Here is a 16,498-nt window from a genome sequence, read left to right as displayed (position 1 = left end):
TGTTGAAATGATTCTAAATGCTGAACAAAGCATGGTTCAGGAGATGATGCGTAACTATGCGCAAAATCAGTTAAAACCAACAGCTGCACATCGCGATAAGACCCATGAATTTCCGGCTCAGGAGTTAAAAGATTTAGGTGCACTAGGCGCTATGGGAATGACTGTGCCCGATGAATGGGGCGGTGCCGGAATGGATTATGTATCTTTAGTACTCGCAATTGAGGAAATTGCTGCAGGTGATGGTGCTATTTCGACAATCGTCAGCGTACAAAACTCTTTGATTTGCGGTATTACACTGGCATACGGTTCAGAGCAGCAAAAACAAACCTATTTGCCAAAATTTGCTTCTGGCGAATGGCTAGGGTGCTTTTGTTTAACTGAACCACATGTTGGTTCCGATGCGAGCGCGATTTTATGTAAAGCCGAGCGAGATGGCGACCATTGGGTACTCAATGGCGTAAAGCAATTCATTACCAGTGGTAAAAATGCTCAAGTGGCTTTGGTATTTGCGGTTACAGATAAACAAGCTGGCAAAAAAGGCATTTCATGCTTTCTTGTACCGACCAATACACAAGGCTACTTGGTGACTCGAATTGAAGACAAAATGGGTCAACATGCTTCGGACACAGCGACCATAACGTTAGAGGACTGCCGAATTCCTTTAGAAAATTTGGTTAGACAAGAAGGTGAAGGTTATAAAATTGCGTTATCTAATTTAGCGGCTGGTCGTATTGGTATTGCGGCTCAATCTGTCGGTATGGCAAGAGCTGCTTTTGATGCTGCTGTCCAATACGCAAATGAACGTAAGGCCTTCGGTGTAGAGCTGGTTCAGCATCAGGCGGTTGGTTTTCGCTTAGCTGATATGGCAACTCAGATTGAAGCTGCACATCAGCTAGTATTGCACGCGGCAACTTTAAAAGATGCGGGACTACCTTGTTTAAAAGAGGCCTCAATGGCGAAACTCTTTGCATCAACTATGGCTGAGCGAGTGTGTTCGGATGCAATCCAGATTCATGGTGGTTATGGATACGTCAGTGATTTCCCTGTTGAGAGAATTTATCGGGATGTCCGTGTAAGCCAGATTTATGAAGGTGCTTCAGATATTCAACGTTTGGTGATTGCTCGTGAAGTGGCTCAAGTTTAGTTCATAAGATATTGAGTTTTTAAACTTAAAACTGCAAGAAGCCGCACATCATGTGCGGTTTCTTGCAATTGAAATGGAACATTTTTGCTATTAGTTTTATTTGAAATAGATGGAAAAGTTGAAGAAATATTCTTCGAGCTTTAGCAAAAACAATAACAGTCAGGACAGATTTTGTGGCCTAACACAAAATTAATCATCAAACGGAATGAAGGTGAGCATCATGAAAACTTTGGCAGAAGCTTATCAACAATTTGATCTTGCAAAACTTATTGAAGGGCAACTTGTTGGGCATCCCCAAGCGATAAATGCTTATGTTGAGTGCTGTGAGCGTTATGTAGGAAAAAATAAAATAGCGCTCATTTGGGAAGGAAAAAACGGACAGGCAGAGCACTATACTTTCGAACAACTTGCTGAGCTTTCTGGAAAACTTGCTAACTTCTTTAAAGCGCAAGGAATTCAATCTGGAGATTGTATTGCAGGACTTCTACCGAGAACGCCTGAGTTATTAATTACAATTTTGGCAGCGTGGCGTATAGGCGCTATTTATCAGCCTTTATTTACTGCCTTTGAAGCAAAATCGATTGATCACCGTATTACGACTGCTCAAACTAAATTGATTGTGACCAATGATCAACAGCGCCCTAAACTGAATACCTTGAATGTTCCGGTTATTGTCACTGTTCATCAGACTGGTCCTTTGTCTGAGCATGACTTCGATTTTTGGCAATCTTTACAGCGCTATTCTGAGCAATGTGAGCCAGTAAATCGTAGCTTTGAAGATGACTTTTTAATGATGTTTACCTCTGGTACAACTGGACTGGCGAAGTCTGTACCCGTTCCACTAAAAGCAATTTTGGCATTTAAAGGTTATATGACCCATGCTGTCGATTTGCGTGAAGAGGATATGTTCTGGAATCTGGCAGATCCGGGCTGGGCATATGGTTTGTACTATGGCATTACCGGGCCTTTAAGCTTGGGGCATAGCATTATTATGGATGAGCGTTCATTTAATGTAGATCAGGCAATTGAGTTAATTAAAAAGTATAAAGTAAGTAATTTAACCGGCTCTCCGACGGCATTTCGAATGTTCTTTGGGTTTAAGGAAAAATTTGACCCTTCAATTAAACAACATTTACGCGTAGTGAGTAGTGCAGGTGAGCCATTAACTCCTGAGGTTGTGAACTGGTTTAAACAGGATTTAGAGGTCAATATTTTTGATCAGTATGGCCAAACTGAACTCGGCATGGTAATTGCGAACCACCATGCGCTTGAGCATCCATTAAAAGTAGGTTCAGCTGGTTTTGCAATTCCAGGGCATCGTTTTGCGGTGTTAGACCAAAATTATCAAGAATTACCAACAGGTGGTGTTGGTATTTTGGCGATGGACTCGGAGCAATCCCCACTAATGTGGTTTAAAGGCTATGGTGGCAATAATCGCAAATCATTTGTTGGTAAGTATTATTTAACAGGTGACACGGTCATTTTAAATGAACATGGCGGCATTGATTTTGTGGGGCGTGCTGACGATGTCATTACAACATCGGGCTATAGAGTTGGACCATTTGATGTTGAAAGTACTTTGTTAGAATGTGAGGCAGTATTAGAGTCAGCTGTAATAGGTAAACCTGATCCGGAACGAACCGAAATAGTCAAAGCTTTTGTGGTACTTAAGCCTGCTTATCAAGCGTGTGAAACATTAAAAGATAAGTTACAGCAATATGTTCGTAACCGTTTATCTCGTCATGCGTATCCAAAAGAAATTGAGTTTGTGGACAGTCTACCAAAAACCACGAGCGGTAAAATTCAAAGAGGACTGTTGAAGCAGCAAGAAATTGCAAAAATGCAGCAAGCCTACGCAAACTAAATTGAATAAAGGGAAATTATAAATATTTCCCTTTATTTTTTATATTAGATGTCGGCTTTCACTTCTTCACCAATTAAGTAAAACGTTCCACCTGCAATATAGTGCAGGCTTCGAAGTTCTTTTGGTGCATCTTGAAAATGCCAGTGCCCATCTCTAAAAACGCGGCTATCTGCCCAGGCGCCCACAACAGAACCAATAAATAGGTCATGAGCTGACTGATTATGTGGTTCAGGAATAAGTTTACATACCAGCCATGCGATACAACCTGATACAAGCGGACTGGTCAGATCTTTTTGATAAAACAGCTCAACCCCGCAGTGTTCAAGTTTTTGTGGGTCATGTAATTTGCTAATGGTACCAAGTTGCTTGGTCATATTGAGCTGTGCATAGCAAGGAACTTGTAGTGTGAAATAACCACTTTGCTCAACCAGCTGTCGGGTTTTAGTACTTTTATCTAAAACGACCGTCACTTTGGCAGGTTTAAACTCTAAGGCACATGCCCATGCGGCAGCCATTACATTGCAGTCATCACCATGTTGTGCAGAAACCAGCACAGTTGGACCATGATTTAATAAACGATAAGCTTTTTCTAACTCTACTGGTGCAATATATGATTGAGACATATTTAGCCTAAGTAACAAAGAAACTAGTTCGTTCTATTGTTGCAGAAAGTGTGAAAGAAGTAATGTGAACAATACAGCAGTAACCGAATAAAAAACTGTTTCTATTTTATAGCTTTCATAATGATTGACTTAGTCATAAAATCATTTGGCTTCTAAATGAAAGGATTAACGTGTGACCGAGCTTCAAGATATCGATTTTGTAGAGTTAAGTGATGAAGAAATGCATCTCTATAGCCGTCAGATTTTACTTGATGGATGGGATATTGAAGCTCAGGAAAAACTCAAACTTGCCAATGTACTGATTGTTGGTGCTGGTGGTATAGGTTGTAGCAGTGCAGAGCTACTCGCACGAGCAGGGGTTGGAAAAATTACACTCATTGATGCCGATACCATTGAGATAAGTAATTTACAGCGTCAAATTGCATTTGGTCATGAAGATATTGGTGGTTATAAAGCTGAAGTTTTAGCAAAACGGTTACAGAAAATTAACCCTTATATCTGTGTTGAATACTTTAATGAACGTTTAGACGAAAATAACATTGATAGACTTGTTGAACACCAAGATGTAGTGCTGGATGGTTGTGATAACTTTACAACTCGCTATTTAGTGAATAGTGCTTGTAAAAAGCATCAGGTCGCATTAATTAGTGCTTCTGCAATTGGCTTTCGGGCGCAAATGTTTATGGTTGAAGGTGATTCAGCTTGTTATGAATGTTTATTCCCAAAAGAACAGCATGACAATGAAGGCCTTCGCTGTGCAGAGTCAGGAGTGCTTGCAACAACTCCTGTAATGATAGCGTCATTACAAGCACATCACACTTTATTATATTTAGGGCTTAATCGCACTCCTCTGAAACAAAAACTGTTACTTTGGGATGGGTTAAATATGACGCAACGTATTGTTAATTTTGATAAAGATATAAATTGTCCACTTTGTCAGGCAAGCTAATCAGCAAATAAAGCAAAATTTGCTACACTTGAGACGAATATTCTGGTTCTAAAGAAATATGAAAAAAAATATTTTATTTGATGGATTGCGCTCAGTTGCCCGTATCGGTGAAACCGCAGTGGTTGCGGCTAAAGCTGGTATTAAGTACGCAACTGATAAGCCAAGTAATGCCAAACTCATGCGTGAGACTTTTGAGTCGCTTGGCTCAACATATATTAAGCTTGGTCAGTTTATCGCGAGTACACCATCGCTATTTCCGCGTGAATATGTAGAAGAATTTCAAGGTTGTTTGGATCAGACTCCAACTCTGCCATTTAGCTATATTCAAGGCGTACTTGCCTCTGAATTTGAAGGGCGTGATTTAAGCGAGATTTTTAGTTATATCGATGAAAAACCTTTAGCTTCTGCTTCAATTGCTCAGGTTCACGCAGCTAAACTAACGACAGGTGAAGATGTCGTTATCAAAGTACAAAAACCTGGCGTAGAAACTATTTTATACACTGACTTAAATGTGGTGCATTGGGCTGCAAAGCTGCTTGAACGTGCAGTCCCTAAAATCAAGTTTGCTGCTCTTTCTGACATTGTTGATGAAATTAAAACTCGTATGGTGCGTGAAGTCGATTTCATTGAGGAAGCCCAGAACTTAGATGACTTTGTGGAATATTTAAATATTTCACAAAACCAAGCTGCGACAGCCCCTAAAGTTTATCATCAGTTTTCTACACGCCGTGTTTTGACCATGCAGCGTTTATATGGTGTGTCTTTGACAGATTTTAGTGTCGTGAAACAATATGCTAAAGATCCGTCACAAGTACTCATTACTGCCATGAATACATGGTTTGGTAGTCTTATGCTCTGTAAGAGTTTCCACGCTGACTTACATGCTGGAAATCTAATGTTGCTTGAAGATGGCCGAATTGGTTTTATCGATTTCGGTATTGTGGGTCAGTTAAAACCAGAAGTCTGGACAGCATGTATCGCGTTTATGGATGCTTTGCAAAAGACTGATTATCAGGCTATGGCTGAAAATATGCTCAAAATGGGTATGACCCATAACAAGGTCGATGTTCAGGTTTTAGCTCAAGATTTAGAGCGTTTGTTTAATGGCGTATTAATGGCCGATCCACAGCAGATTCTGTCTACTAATCCTGCCGATTTAAACGACATTATGATGGATATGGTAGGGGTTGGTGAGCGCCACGGTATTAAATTCCCTCGAGATTTTGCCTTATTATTTAAGCAAATGCTTTATTTCGATCGTTTTATGCGCGTACTCGCACCATATACTGATATTTATGCAGACCAACGTTTGAAAATGGTTCAAAATATGGAACCTGCTTCGTTGTTAAAGCACTAAGGTCAGTTTAAATTTATGGATGCCATTATTATTGAAGGCTTGAATGTTGAGACAGTGATTGGCTGTTTCAACTGGGAAAGACAAATCATTCAACCTTTAATGTTGGATTTAACCATCCATAATGATTTGAGCCGAGCTGCAGCATCTGACAAACTTGAGGACACACTCAACTATGCCCAGATTTGTGAGTTATCGGCTCAAACTATTCAGCAAGCCAAACCTGAGTTAATCGAGCACGCAGCTCATCTAGTTTTGCAATGTTTATTTGAAACCTTTCCAACAATTGAAAAAATTACCATAACCATCCGTAAGCCAGCCATCATTGCAGAAGCTAATGCTGTAGGAATTCGTCTTGAACGCACCAGAAACAATTTTTGCACTCGCCCTAGCGAGTAATTTAGACGCAGATCAGCACTTTACTTTTGCTTATACGCAATTAGCAACTTTGGGGAAAGTGCAGTTTTCATCTGTTTATCAAATTCCATGCCGAGATGGTATTGGAGATGATTACTGGAATTCAGCGTGTCTATTACGAAGCACCTTATCATCTGAACAAGTTGAATCTTTTTTAAAGAAACTTGAGTCAGATTCTGGACGTGTTCGACCATCGCATCATATTTCTTTAGATGTAGATTTGATTGCATGGGGAAGTGATCTGGACCATATGCAATTTAATTCTAAAAAATTACCTTTGGCGCTCGATGTAAAAATTCCTTTATATGAACTTTGGCATTGTGAAAAACTAAAGGCTGATAGTACGCTTTACCCAGTTGTTAATTTTAAATTTTAAGGTCTTTCAAACTAAAATTTACGCAAAATTTACGCGGCCTTTGAGTTCCTCAATAGAGAATTTACGAGCATTTTATCCATACTGAAATCCACTAAATTAGTGTTACTTCAGGACAATAAAGATGCTTATAAATTCTCAAATGCGCATCTTGCATCAGTCTGGCATAGCCTTATGCGGACTCAAAAAAAGTGATATTTCTTCATCTCTCCTTATTTCCATTTTGGCAAATCAAGCCAAGGGGTATAGAGGAGAATAGCCATGTTAGAACTTATCCTTGTTTTATTTATTGCTATTTTTTTAGCATGGTGCCTTAGCAAATATCTATCGCAAGTAATGGCAAATCAGCCGATGGTTGGCGATGGATTATTTCGTTGGATTGAAAATCCTGTATATCGCTTGTTAGGTATATCTCCACAACAACAAATGAACTGGAAACAATATTCTTTAGCATTTGTTGTTAGCTGTATTTTTTTAGCTGTAGCCGTTTTTGCTATTTTTATGACGCAAGCATGGCTGCCATTAAACCCAAATCATGCACCAAATATGAGTTGGGATTTAGCATTACACACAGTTATTTCATTTTTAACCAACACAAACCAACAGCATTATTCTGGTCAAGCTCAATTGTCTTATTTGTCGCAAATGACAGGTATTGTAGGTTTGCAAGTCATCACACCAATGATGGGATTAGCTTTAGTTGTTGCGACCTTAAGAGCTTTCTTTTATCAACGTCCTAGCCATATTGCGGCCGATGTTGCTGAACAGCCAGATCAAATTTTAATTGGTAACTATTGGGCAGATGTAATACGCCCTACAGTCCGCTTTTTGCTTCCACTCTGTTTTGTCTGGTCATTGTTGCTTAACAGCCAAGGCGTACCAGCAACTTTTCAGGGTGGGCCAGAAGTACAGCTTATTGATAAAGCGAATACCGTACAAACCCAAAAAATTCCATTAGGTCCAGTTGCACCCATGGTTGCTGTTAAGCAATTGGGTAGTAACGGTGGTGGCTGGTATGGTCCAAATAGTTCTGTACCTTTAGAAAATCCAACGCCGCTATCTAATTTATTAGAAATGATAGCGATTTTACTCATTCCAATCACAGTCGTTTTTATGGTGGGACATTTTACTCGACGTAAAAAATTTGCCTACTTTGTGTTTGGTAGCATGCTTTTAATGTCGGTTATTTCAGGTGCAGCAGCTGTCTGGTCTGAAAGTATGTCATCGACAGCATCGCAAATTGCCGTAATGGAAGGTAAAGAACAACGATTTGGAGCTGCATCATCAGCAGTGTGGGCTGCGCTGACCACACAAGTAAATAATGGTTCGGTCAATATGATGCATGATTCTTCGGCACCTCTTACTGGGCTGGTTGAACTCATTAATATGTTGATTAATGCCATTTGGGGCGGTGTAGGCTGTGGTCTGCAACAGTTTATGATTTATCTGTTACTCGCTGTATTTATTGCAGGCTTAATGACAGGCCGTACACCTGAATTGTTTGGACGCAAAATTGAAGCAGCAGAGATCAAGTTACTTGCGATTATTATCTTAATTCAGCCTCTTATTATTCTGGCTTTTACAGCCTTGAGTCTTAGTATTCCGGGATTATCAGGTATCACAAACCCTGGACCACACGGTATTAGCCAAGTGTTCTATGAATATGTTTCTGCGTTTGCCAACAATGGTTCAGGTTTTGAAGGCCTTGGAGACAACACCGTATGGTGGAATGTCACTTGTAGTCTTGCTCTTCTTTTAGGACGCTTCCCGACATTAATTTTGCCATTAATGATTGCGACACGTTTAGCAGCAAAAAGAAAAGCACCCGAAACAACAGGTAGCCTTCAGGTTGAAACGCCAACCTTTGCCTTAACGCTGATTACGATTGTTGTATTGCTTACCTTATTACAATTTATGCCAGTTCTTGTCCTTGGGCCAATTGCCGATCAACTGTTGTTGGTTAAAGGCTAAGGAGGCGAGTGAAAATGAATACACAAACTCATATAAATAGCCATAAAACAACTGTGGCAGTACCAAGTTTTGAAGTTTGGAAAAATGCTTTTATAAAATTGTTACCCCAGCATGCAATTAAAAATCCAGTCATGGCAATTGTATGGCTTGGAACAGTAATCACTGCTCTAAGTACCTTAATGGGATATGCCACACTGGTATTCGGTTTGGTCGTCACAGCAATTTTGTTCATTACGATTTTATTTGCTAACTATGCTGAAGCAGTTGCAGAGGCTAGAGGTCGTGGACAGGCATCTTCATTACGTGCAGCAAGAGAAAACTTGACTGCTCGAAGACTTAATTCTTTGACAGACCGCCAAGCAACTCAAGTTGCAGCCACTGAACTTCATTTAAATGATTATATTGAAGTTCATGCAGGTGAGCTTGTTCCAGCCGACGGTGAAATTGTAGAAGGCTTTGCGACCATTAATGAATCGGCTGTTACAGGTGAGTCTGCACCTGTGCTACGTGAAGCTGGAACTGACCGTTCAGGTGTTATTGGTGGGACTAAAGTTCTTACAGATCGTATTGTTGTGCAAGTGACTGCTGAATCTGGTCAAAGTTTCTTAGACCGTATGATTGCTTTGGTTGAAGGTTCAAATCGTCAAAAAACACCAAATGAGATTGCACTTGGCTTCTTATTAATGGTGATGACAATTACCTTCTTAATTGTTGTGATTAGCCTACCATTTATTGCTCATTATTTGCATATTGAACTTGATCCGGTTGTACTCGTAGCATTGTTAGTCTGCTTAATTCCAACAACCATTGGTGGCTTGTTACCTGCGATTGGTATTGCGGGTATGAACCGCGCGCTCAAAGCCAATGTTTTGGCGAAATCAGGTAAAGCAGTAGAAGTTGCGGGTGATATTGATGTGCTTTTACTCGATAAAACAGGAACCATTACTTATGGTGACCGTCAAGCGACTTCTTTTTATCCTTTAACTTCTGTAAGTGAGTCGGAGTTGAGAGCTGCTGCTTGGGTAAGTTCACTTGCCGACCCAACACCAGAAGGGAAATCGATTGTTAAGTTAGCAAAAGAACAAGGTTTAAAACAGCAAGAACCTGAGCAAGCCGAATTTATCTCTTTTAGTGCTTCGACTCGAATTTCTGGTGTGAATTTACCGAATGGTGAGCAAATTCGTAAAGGTGCTTTAGATGCAATCTTGAAATTTGTAGATGAAGATTATTCTCAAGATCTAGAGTTAAAAGCACGTGTTGAACAAGTTGCTAAAAAAGGGGCAACACCGTTGGTTGTTGCAAATCAACATCATGTATTGGGTGTGATTGAACTCTCTGATGTAATTAAACACGGTATTAAAGAACGTTTTGCTCGTTTAAGAGAAATGGGTATTAAAACTGTCATGGTCACAGGTGATAATCCATTAACCGCTGCTGCGATTGCTGCTGAAGCGGGTGTAGATGACTATATTGCCGAAGCAAAACCAGAAGATAAACTCGCTTGTATTCGCACCGAACAACAACAAGGTCGTTTAGTTGCGATGGTCGGTGATGGAACTAACGATGCGCCAGCACTAGCACAAGCCGATATTGGCTTAGCCATGAACTCGGGTACACAAGCTGCAAAAGAAGCCGGCAACATGGTTGATTTAGACTCAGATCCAACCAAACTTCTTGCTGTGGTTGAGATTGGGAAACAGCAACTGATTACCCGCGGTGCTTTGACAACATTTTCGTTAGCAAATGACGTCTCTAAATACTTTGCCATTTTGCCTGCATTGTTCGCTGCTGCGATTCCACAAATGCAAGTATTGAATGTGATGCATTTGGCGAGTCCAAATAGCGCGATTTTATCTGCATTAATTTTTAACGCGATTATTATCCCGCTATTAATTCCAATCGCACTCCGTGGCGTGAAATTTAAACCTTCAACTGCAACTCAGTTACTACGTCGAAATATGTTGATTTATGGGGTGGGCGGTGTGGTTCTACCATTCATTGCCATTAAAGCGATTGATGTTGTTATTGTTCAATTATTTGGTTTGTAATCTGGAGTTTGAAATGAAAACTTATGCACAAAATTCAGAAGCAAATTTGGGTCAGACCTTAAGAGCATCTTTCGGACTTCTAATTTTTACCCTTGTCGGTTGTGGTGCTGTTTATAGTGCGATCGCTACAGGTGCGGGACAGGTGTTATTTAACAATCAAGCAAATGGTAGTTTGATTGAAATAAACCATAAAGTTCTAGGGTCAAAATTAGTCGCTCAGCCATTTGTAGGAGAGGCTTATTTTCATCCACGTCCTTCAGCGGTTGCTTATGACCCAATATCTATGGGGGCCACAAACTTAGCCCTTACCAATCCAGAGCTTCAAAAACAAATTGATGCTCAGATTCTTGCGGTTAAACAACAAGACCGCACAGGTAATGTCCCTATTCCAAGTGATTTAGTGACGAAATCAGGTAGTGGTATCGACCCGCATATTAGCCCTGAGGCAGCTCAGTTACAGGTTGCCAGAGTGGCTCAAGCGCGTCATTTAGACCCTAAAGTTGTAGAAGAGTTACTACAAAAGCATATTGAACCAGTTCAGTTTGGTGTACTAGGGCAAGCTCGTGTTAATGTATTAGAACTCAATATCGCTTTAGATCAATTACAATCTACACATTAACTTGAAAATAAAATTGTTAGTTTACCGGATGATATCAAGTGCAAAGCAATCGCGAAAATCAGGCTGAAGCCTTATTAAATCATGTAAATAGATATCAAGCCGGTCGACTAACAGTCTTTCTCGGTGCAGCGCCTGGTGTCGGCAAAACCTATGCCATGCTTGCCCGCGCTAAAGAGTTATTTCAACAAGGTACAGATGTTGTTGTTGGTATTGTTGAAACCCACGGAAGAATAGAAACTCTAAAAATTTTGGAAGGCTTGCCTCAAATTGCTAGAAAGGAAATGCAATATCAGGGGCATACTTTAGAAGAAATGGATTTGGATGCTATTTTACTCAGGCATCCGGAAATTGTTTTAGTTGATGAGTTGGCTCATCGCAATATACCCAATAGTCGCCATGAACGACGGTGGCAAGATGTCAATGAATTGCTAGATGCAGGTATTGATGTATTTACCACCATGAATATTCAGCATTTAGAAAGCTTAAACGATGTGGTGCATCAGATTACGGGCATTCGAGTAAATGAAACTGTGCCAGATCGTGTATTTGATCGTATTCGAGATATTCGTTTAATTGATTTACCTGTCAGTGAACTCATTGAAAGGCTCCATCAAGGAAAAGTCTATGTGCCGGAGCAAGCGAATCTGGCATTGCAAGGCTTTTTTAGCATTTCAAATTTGACAGCATTGCGTGAACTAGCAATGCAATGTGTTGCTGAGCATGTCGATTTAGATTTAAAACAGAGTTACACCTCTAAGGGTTTGAAGTCTATCTCGTTGCAAAATGAATTGATGATTGCGATAGATGGACAAGGTTCTTCTGAATATTTAGTGCGGGCAGGTTGTCGGTTAGCTGAACGCTATGGAGCAACATGGACTGTAGTGAATGTTGCTAAAAGTTTGGACTTTGGGCAGAGTTCAGGAAATTCATATAAAAAAGAATATATCGAAATTGACCGAGCATTTGAGTTGGCTCGCCAACTCGGGGGGCGAACAGAAGTTTTATATGGGCATCGAGTTGCATCAGTGTTAATGGATGCTGCACTTGATCGAGGTATTTCCAATCTGGTCATTGGCAAAAGTATTTCGCCGTGGTGGTTAAAGTTATTTAAGAAAAATTTAGCTCAGCAATTATTAAATCAAGAAAATTCGATTGCTTTAACGATTTTGCATCCAGAACAGGGCACTAAAAAGACAACTCAACTTGAAAAGCCATCATTTTTATCATTAAAAGAAAGTGTTTTTGTTTTAGCGGTTACATGTGTCAGTATTTTTATAGCTCACTTTGCCGAAGTTCTATTGGGTATTGAAGACTTTTCTGTCATTTTCATTATTTCAGTTTTAATTGTAGCAACGAAAACCCGAATGCTTGCTGCAGTAGTAGCCGCTCTTATTTGTTTCTTAGCCTACAATTTTTTCTTTATAGCACCACGTTTTACATTTCAAATTTCAGCACACCAAGGTGTAGTTACCGTTGTTGCTTTTTTTGCAGCAGCTTTAATCGCTGGGCGGTTGGCTTCTCAGTTACGCCAGCAAGTTTTGTCTTTAAAAGCTGCCAATGCCTACACCACAGTGATGCAAGACTTGGCACGTAAGCTTTCTAGTGCGGTGAACCTTGAAGAAGTCATGCAAACAGGACGTATGACTTTAGAAACCCAGCTTCAAACTAAAGTGTGGATTTCTATTCAAGATAGAGTCATTTCATCTGATATTGAGCTAAATGATAAAGAAAAAGTAGCCGCAGAATGGTGCTTAAAACATCAACAACCGTGTGGGCGTTTTACCGATACTCTTAGTCAATCAAACTGGTGGTTTTTACCACTTTTAGAACAGAAAAATAGCCTAGGTATAGTGGGAATTTACTTTAAGGATGATGTAGTTTCTCTAAATTTTGAGCAAAAAAAACTAACTGAAAGTGTAATTGAGTACATTGCACAGGCAGCACTTCGAACCCAATTGGTCAATGAACTTGAACAAGCAAAAGTTACTAGTGAAACAGAGCGCTTACGTTCAGCTTTATTATCTTCGGTATCGCATGATTTACGCTCACCACTTGCTTCTATTATTGGCGCAGCAGACACGCTTGCCAATTTTAAAGCTGAGATGTCAGAACAAGACCAGCAAGATTTACTTGAAACAATTCATTTAGAAGGTGAGCGTTTAGACCGTTATATTCAAAACTTGCTTGATATGACGCGCTTAGGCCACGAAGGCTTAACTTTAAAAAGAGACTGGATTGGAGTAGATGAGTTAATTGGTTCGGCAACCCGCCGTTTAAAGCGTTATAAACCAGATACTCAAGTGGTTGTTCAGTTACCTGAGAAATCCATTAGTTTGTATGTTCACCCAGCGCTGGTAGAGCAAGCTATTTTTAATGTTTTAGAAAATGCCGCAAACTTTTCACCTCCAGATGAATCTGTCATGGTTCGTGCTCAACTTTCATCAGAAGATGAAGTAAAAATTGAAATTGAAGATAGAGGTGCGGGAATTCCTGAAGACGAAAGACATCGTATTTTTGATATGTTTTATACGATGGAACGAGGAGACCGTGGAAAATTTGGTACTGGTTTAGGGCTTACAATCGTAAAAGCGATTATTGGTGCTCATATGGGTACAATAGAAGCATTTTCAGGGCGCCAAAATAAAGGTACTTTAATTCAAATCAGATTACCCATTCACCCAGTAAAAGAATAAGTTGTAAATTCATGATAAGTTCAGAAACATCACCTGTAGAAACACGCATTGTGATTATTGATGATGAGCCTCAAATCCGTAAATTTTTAGACATTGCTTTAAGAACTCAAAAGTATAAAACCACGCTCTGCGAAACGGGTTATAAAGGTCTAGAAGCTTTAGCAACACAAGGGGCTGATTTGGTTATCCTAGATTTGGGCTTACCCGATTTAGATGGGAAAGAAGTCCTTCAAGAGTTACGTAGCTGGTCAAATGTGCCGGTTATTGTGCTATCTGTACGCGCTGATGAATACGAAAAAGTTGCTTTGCTCGATGCTGGCGCAAATGATTACATGACCAAACCTTTTAGTGTCCAAGAGCTTTTGGCACGCATACGTGTCATCTTAAGAAATCAACCGATTCAGCAAGAAGCACATATTTATGACGATGGTTATCTTAAAGTCGATGTCACACAACGTTTGGTTTGGGTCGAGCAACAGTCAATTACTTTAACTCGAAAAGAGTTTCAACTTTTAACGCTATTAATACGCTATCAAGGGCAGCTTTTAACCCAGCCACAACTTTTAAAAGAATTATGGGGACCAACCCATCAGGAAGATACGCATTATTTGCGTATTTTGGTGGGTAAGTTACGCAGTAAACTGGGAGATAACGCGATTCAACCACGTTATATTGCTACTGAACCTGGTGTGGGATTACGCTTTTTAGCTAAACAGAAAAATCATTAATGAGATATAAAAAAAACCTTAGGGTATTTCTCCCTAAGGGTTTGCAAAGTGGTTTATAGTTTTTTTGCTTTTTTATTTATATATCCCAATGTTGTTCTGCTTCAGTCATTTGGCTATAAATGTTTTGATATTCAGCTTGTTTCACTGTGTACCAATGTTCTACAAAGTCTGCCCCTAAATACCCTTTTAAAATAAGACTTCCTTTAAATATTTTTAAGGCTTCCGGCTGATTGTTGGCTAATAAAATGTGCTCATCTTGAAACTTCAAAAGATGTGCAGGTTTTGGTAGCGGTAACTTATGAGATAAGCCATAAGATACGCCCGCTAAAATAGTGGCTGTAACCAGATAGGGGTTACAGTCAGCTCCAGCAACCCGATATTCTAAGCGTTGATTTTGTACATCTGAGCATGGAATACGAATTGCGACATTACGATTATTGGTATCCCAATTGGCTTCTAATGGCACATGATGACCAATTTTAAAACGTCTATAAGAATTAATATTAGGCGCTAAAATCGCCATAGATGCAGGCATTAACTCAATGAGTCCGCTAATCGCGTTGAGTAATTTCGCTGCCAGCTCATCTTTTTCTTCTTCTGAGCTAAATATATTTTCATGGTATTGATTCAGCATGCTCATATGAAAATGCATGCCACTTCCAGCTTTTGCTAAGTTCGGTTTCGCCATGAAACAAGCAGTTAAGTCATGCTTTCTTGCGACTTGCTTTACAATTCTTTTTAAAGCATTAATTTGATCGCATAGCTTCAAAATGTCATGGCTGTGTTGAAGATTTAGTTCATATTGTCCAGGAGATGACTCTGCAACAATAGCTGTAATTTCAATAGATTGTAGTAGAGCGGCTTTTTCAACCTCATCTAGGACTTGTTGATAGTTATTTGGTGCATCTATATCAAAGCATTGGTTTTCTATACATGTTTCAGCCTGATACTGAGGTGAGAAAAGATAAAACTCTAGCTCGGCAGCCATGACAGGAAAATAATTATGATCGTGTAACTGATTTAATATTTTTTTTAATATATTGCGTGGTTCATAGCGGCAGTCTGTACCATCTTCTTCTTGCATGGATAGGTAAAGCTGAGCATTTAATTCAGGAGATAAAGCACTAGGTTGTAAACTGCCTAAAATGGGTAGACAAAGTCTATCTGGTTCACCAATATATTTTCCTAAGCCTGTCTCTTCAATCACTTTACCATCAAGACTCATGGCATAAACAGAAAGTGGAAAATAACATCCATTCGATAGATTTTTTAGACTCTTAACATCAATACGTTTACCACGAATATGCCCGTTTAAGTCGTGTAGACAAATATCAATGTGTTGAGTCTGAGGATATAAACTTAAATATTCATCAACTTCTTTTAAAAAAAGTTCTGAGTTAAAGGTATCGATTTTCGTTTGTGGAATAAGATCATCTGATATTTTAAATGCCTTAAAGTGAGAATCTTTTAAGTTTAAATTGGGGTAAATAAGCGTACTCATTATAAAAAACCTTGGTGGTTATTTAACTCAAATCCTACCTGAGCCTTTGAAGGAAATCGCGTAAAAAAAGAGTAAAGATGGTTGAAGAATATTTTATGAAAAATTTAATTTTTTATATTTATAATCAATGTATTGGGATTTATTTTGATAATGGATTTTTAAAGTAAAATTAGCGTATATGAATAGTAGGAGAGATATAAAACTTCTACGGATT

13 protein-coding genes are annotated in these 16,498 nt (G+C 39.4%); 11 read left to right on the top strand and 2 right to left on the bottom strand.

Annotated elements, in window-relative coordinates; all coding sequences use genetic code 11:
• Positions 1-7 precede the first annotated feature (7 nt).
• On the top strand, positions 8-1,144 hold the full coding sequence (locus tag B554_RS0112590; protein WP_019458333.1) for an acyl-CoA dehydrogenase family protein: 1,137 nt from the start codon (positions 8-10) through the stop codon (positions 1,142-1,144).
• Between the two features lie 220 nt (positions 1,145-1,364).
• On the top strand, positions 1,365-3,008 hold the full coding sequence (locus B554_RS0112585) for an AMP-binding protein (protein WP_019458332.1): 1,644 nt from the start codon (positions 1,365-1,367) through the stop codon (positions 3,006-3,008).
• Positions 3,009-3,052: 44 nt separating this feature from the next.
• On the opposite strand, the gene B554_RS0112580 is transcribed toward B554_RS0112585, so the two are convergent.
• Positions 3,053-3,631, bottom strand: coding sequence for a flavin reductase family protein (locus B554_RS0112580; protein ID WP_019458331.1), 579 nt, complete (start codon positions 3,629-3,631; stop codon positions 3,053-3,055).
• 172 nt (positions 3,632-3,803) lie between these two features.
• Here B554_RS0112580 and B554_RS0112575 point away from each other — a divergent pair, with 172 nt between their 5' ends.
• The 9 genes from B554_RS0112575 to B554_RS0112535 all read left to right on the top strand — a co-directional run bounded on the left by B554_RS0112575 (position 3,804) and on the right by B554_RS0112535 (position 14,783).
• Complete coding sequence (locus B554_RS0112575) at positions 3,804-4,580, top strand: HesA/MoeB/ThiF family protein (RefSeq protein WP_019458330.1); 777 nt, start codon at positions 3,804-3,806, stop codon at positions 4,578-4,580.
• A 58-nt stretch (positions 4,581-4,638) separates the two neighbouring features.
• On the top strand, positions 4,639-5,937 hold the full coding sequence (locus tag B554_RS0112570) for an ABC1 kinase family protein (protein WP_016804195.1): 1,299 nt from the start codon (positions 4,639-4,641) through the stop codon (positions 5,935-5,937).
• Between the two features lie 15 nt (positions 5,938-5,952).
• Positions 5,953-6,333 carry a dihydroneopterin aldolase gene (folB, locus tag B554_RS0112565; protein ID WP_019458329.1) on the top strand — a complete coding sequence of 127 codons (381 nt, stop codon included), beginning with the start codon at positions 5,953-5,955 and terminating at the stop codon, positions 6,331-6,333.
• A complete protein-coding gene (locus B554_RS0112560) occupies positions 6,290-6,727 on the top strand; it encodes a 2-amino-4-hydroxy-6-hydroxymethyldihydropteridine diphosphokinase (RefSeq protein ID WP_019458328.1) in 438 nt (145 codons plus the stop codon). The genes folB and B554_RS0112560 overlap by 44 nt, the downstream gene beginning before the upstream one ends.
• A gap of 258 nt (positions 6,728-6,985) precedes the next feature.
• Positions 6,986-8,695 (top strand): potassium-transporting ATPase subunit KdpA, encoded by a 1,710-nt coding sequence (kdpA, locus tag B554_RS0112555; protein ID WP_019458327.1) that lies wholly within the window; start codon positions 6,986-6,988, stop codon positions 8,693-8,695.
• 8 nt (positions 8,696-8,703) lie between these two features.
• Complete coding sequence (gene kdpB, locus B554_RS0112550; protein ID WP_081400381.1) at positions 8,704-10,743, top strand: potassium-transporting ATPase subunit KdpB; 2,040 nt, start codon at positions 8,704-8,706, stop codon at positions 10,741-10,743.
• Between the two features lie 13 nt (positions 10,744-10,756).
• On the top strand, positions 10,757-11,362 hold the full coding sequence (kdpC, locus tag B554_RS0112545) for a potassium-transporting ATPase subunit KdpC (protein WP_019458325.1): 606 nt from the start codon (positions 10,757-10,759) through the stop codon (positions 11,360-11,362).
• A gap of 38 nt (positions 11,363-11,400) precedes the next feature.
• Positions 11,401-14,055, top strand: coding sequence for a sensor histidine kinase (locus B554_RS0112540; protein ID WP_019458324.1), 2,655 nt, complete (start codon positions 11,401-11,403; stop codon positions 14,053-14,055).
• A gap of 11 nt (positions 14,056-14,066) precedes the next feature.
• Positions 14,067-14,783, top strand: coding sequence for a response regulator (locus tag B554_RS0112535; RefSeq protein ID WP_019458323.1), 717 nt, complete (start codon positions 14,067-14,069; stop codon positions 14,781-14,783).
• A 76-nt stretch (positions 14,784-14,859) separates the two neighbouring features.
• Here the strand turns inward: B554_RS0112535 and B554_RS0112530 are convergent, their stop codons facing one another.
• Positions 14,860-16,284, bottom strand: coding sequence for a glutamine synthetase family protein (locus B554_RS0112530; RefSeq protein ID WP_019458322.1), 1,425 nt, complete (start codon positions 16,282-16,284; stop codon positions 14,860-14,862).
• Positions 16,285-16,498 lie beyond the last annotated feature (214 nt).

Source organism: Acinetobacter sp. GG2 (genome assembly GCF_000292385.1).
Classification (GTDB): domain Bacteria; phylum Pseudomonadota; class Gammaproteobacteria; order Pseudomonadales; family Moraxellaceae; genus Acinetobacter; species Acinetobacter seifertii.
The sequence above is the reverse complement of the archived record's forward strand: the minus strand, read 5'-3'. Positions and strand labels throughout refer to the sequence as shown.

What these genes read in the sequence shown, in the direction of transcription:
- B554_RS0112590 (WP_019458333.1), top strand. Translation starts at nt 8, where the DNA reads ATGATTCTAAATGCTGAACAAAGCATGGTTCAGGAGATGATGCGTAAC.
- B554_RS0112585 (WP_019458332.1), top strand. Translation starts at nt 1,365, where the DNA reads ATGAAAACTTTGGCAGAAGCTTATCAACAATTTGATCTTGCAAAACTT.
- B554_RS0112580 (WP_019458331.1), bottom strand. Translation starts at nt 3,631, where the DNA reads ATGTCTCAATCATATATTGCACCAGTAGAGTTAGAAAAAGCTTATCGT.
- B554_RS0112570 (WP_016804195.1), top strand. Translation starts at nt 4,639, where the DNA reads ATGAAAAAAAATATTTTATTTGATGGATTGCGCTCAGTTGCCCGTATC.
- folB (WP_019458329.1), top strand. Translation starts at nt 5,953, where the DNA reads ATGGATGCCATTATTATTGAAGGCTTGAATGTTGAGACAGTGATTGGC.
- kdpA (WP_019458327.1), top strand. Translation starts at nt 6,986, where the DNA reads ATGTTAGAACTTATCCTTGTTTTATTTATTGCTATTTTTTTAGCATGG.
- kdpC (WP_019458325.1), top strand. Translation starts at nt 10,757, where the DNA reads ATGAAAACTTATGCACAAAATTCAGAAGCAAATTTGGGTCAGACCTTA.
- B554_RS0112535 (WP_019458323.1), top strand. Translation starts at nt 14,067, where the DNA reads ATGATAAGTTCAGAAACATCACCTGTAGAAACACGCATTGTGATTATT.
- B554_RS0112530 (WP_019458322.1), bottom strand. Translation starts at nt 16,284, where the DNA reads ATGAGTACGCTTATTTACCCCAATTTAAACTTAAAAGATTCTCACTTT.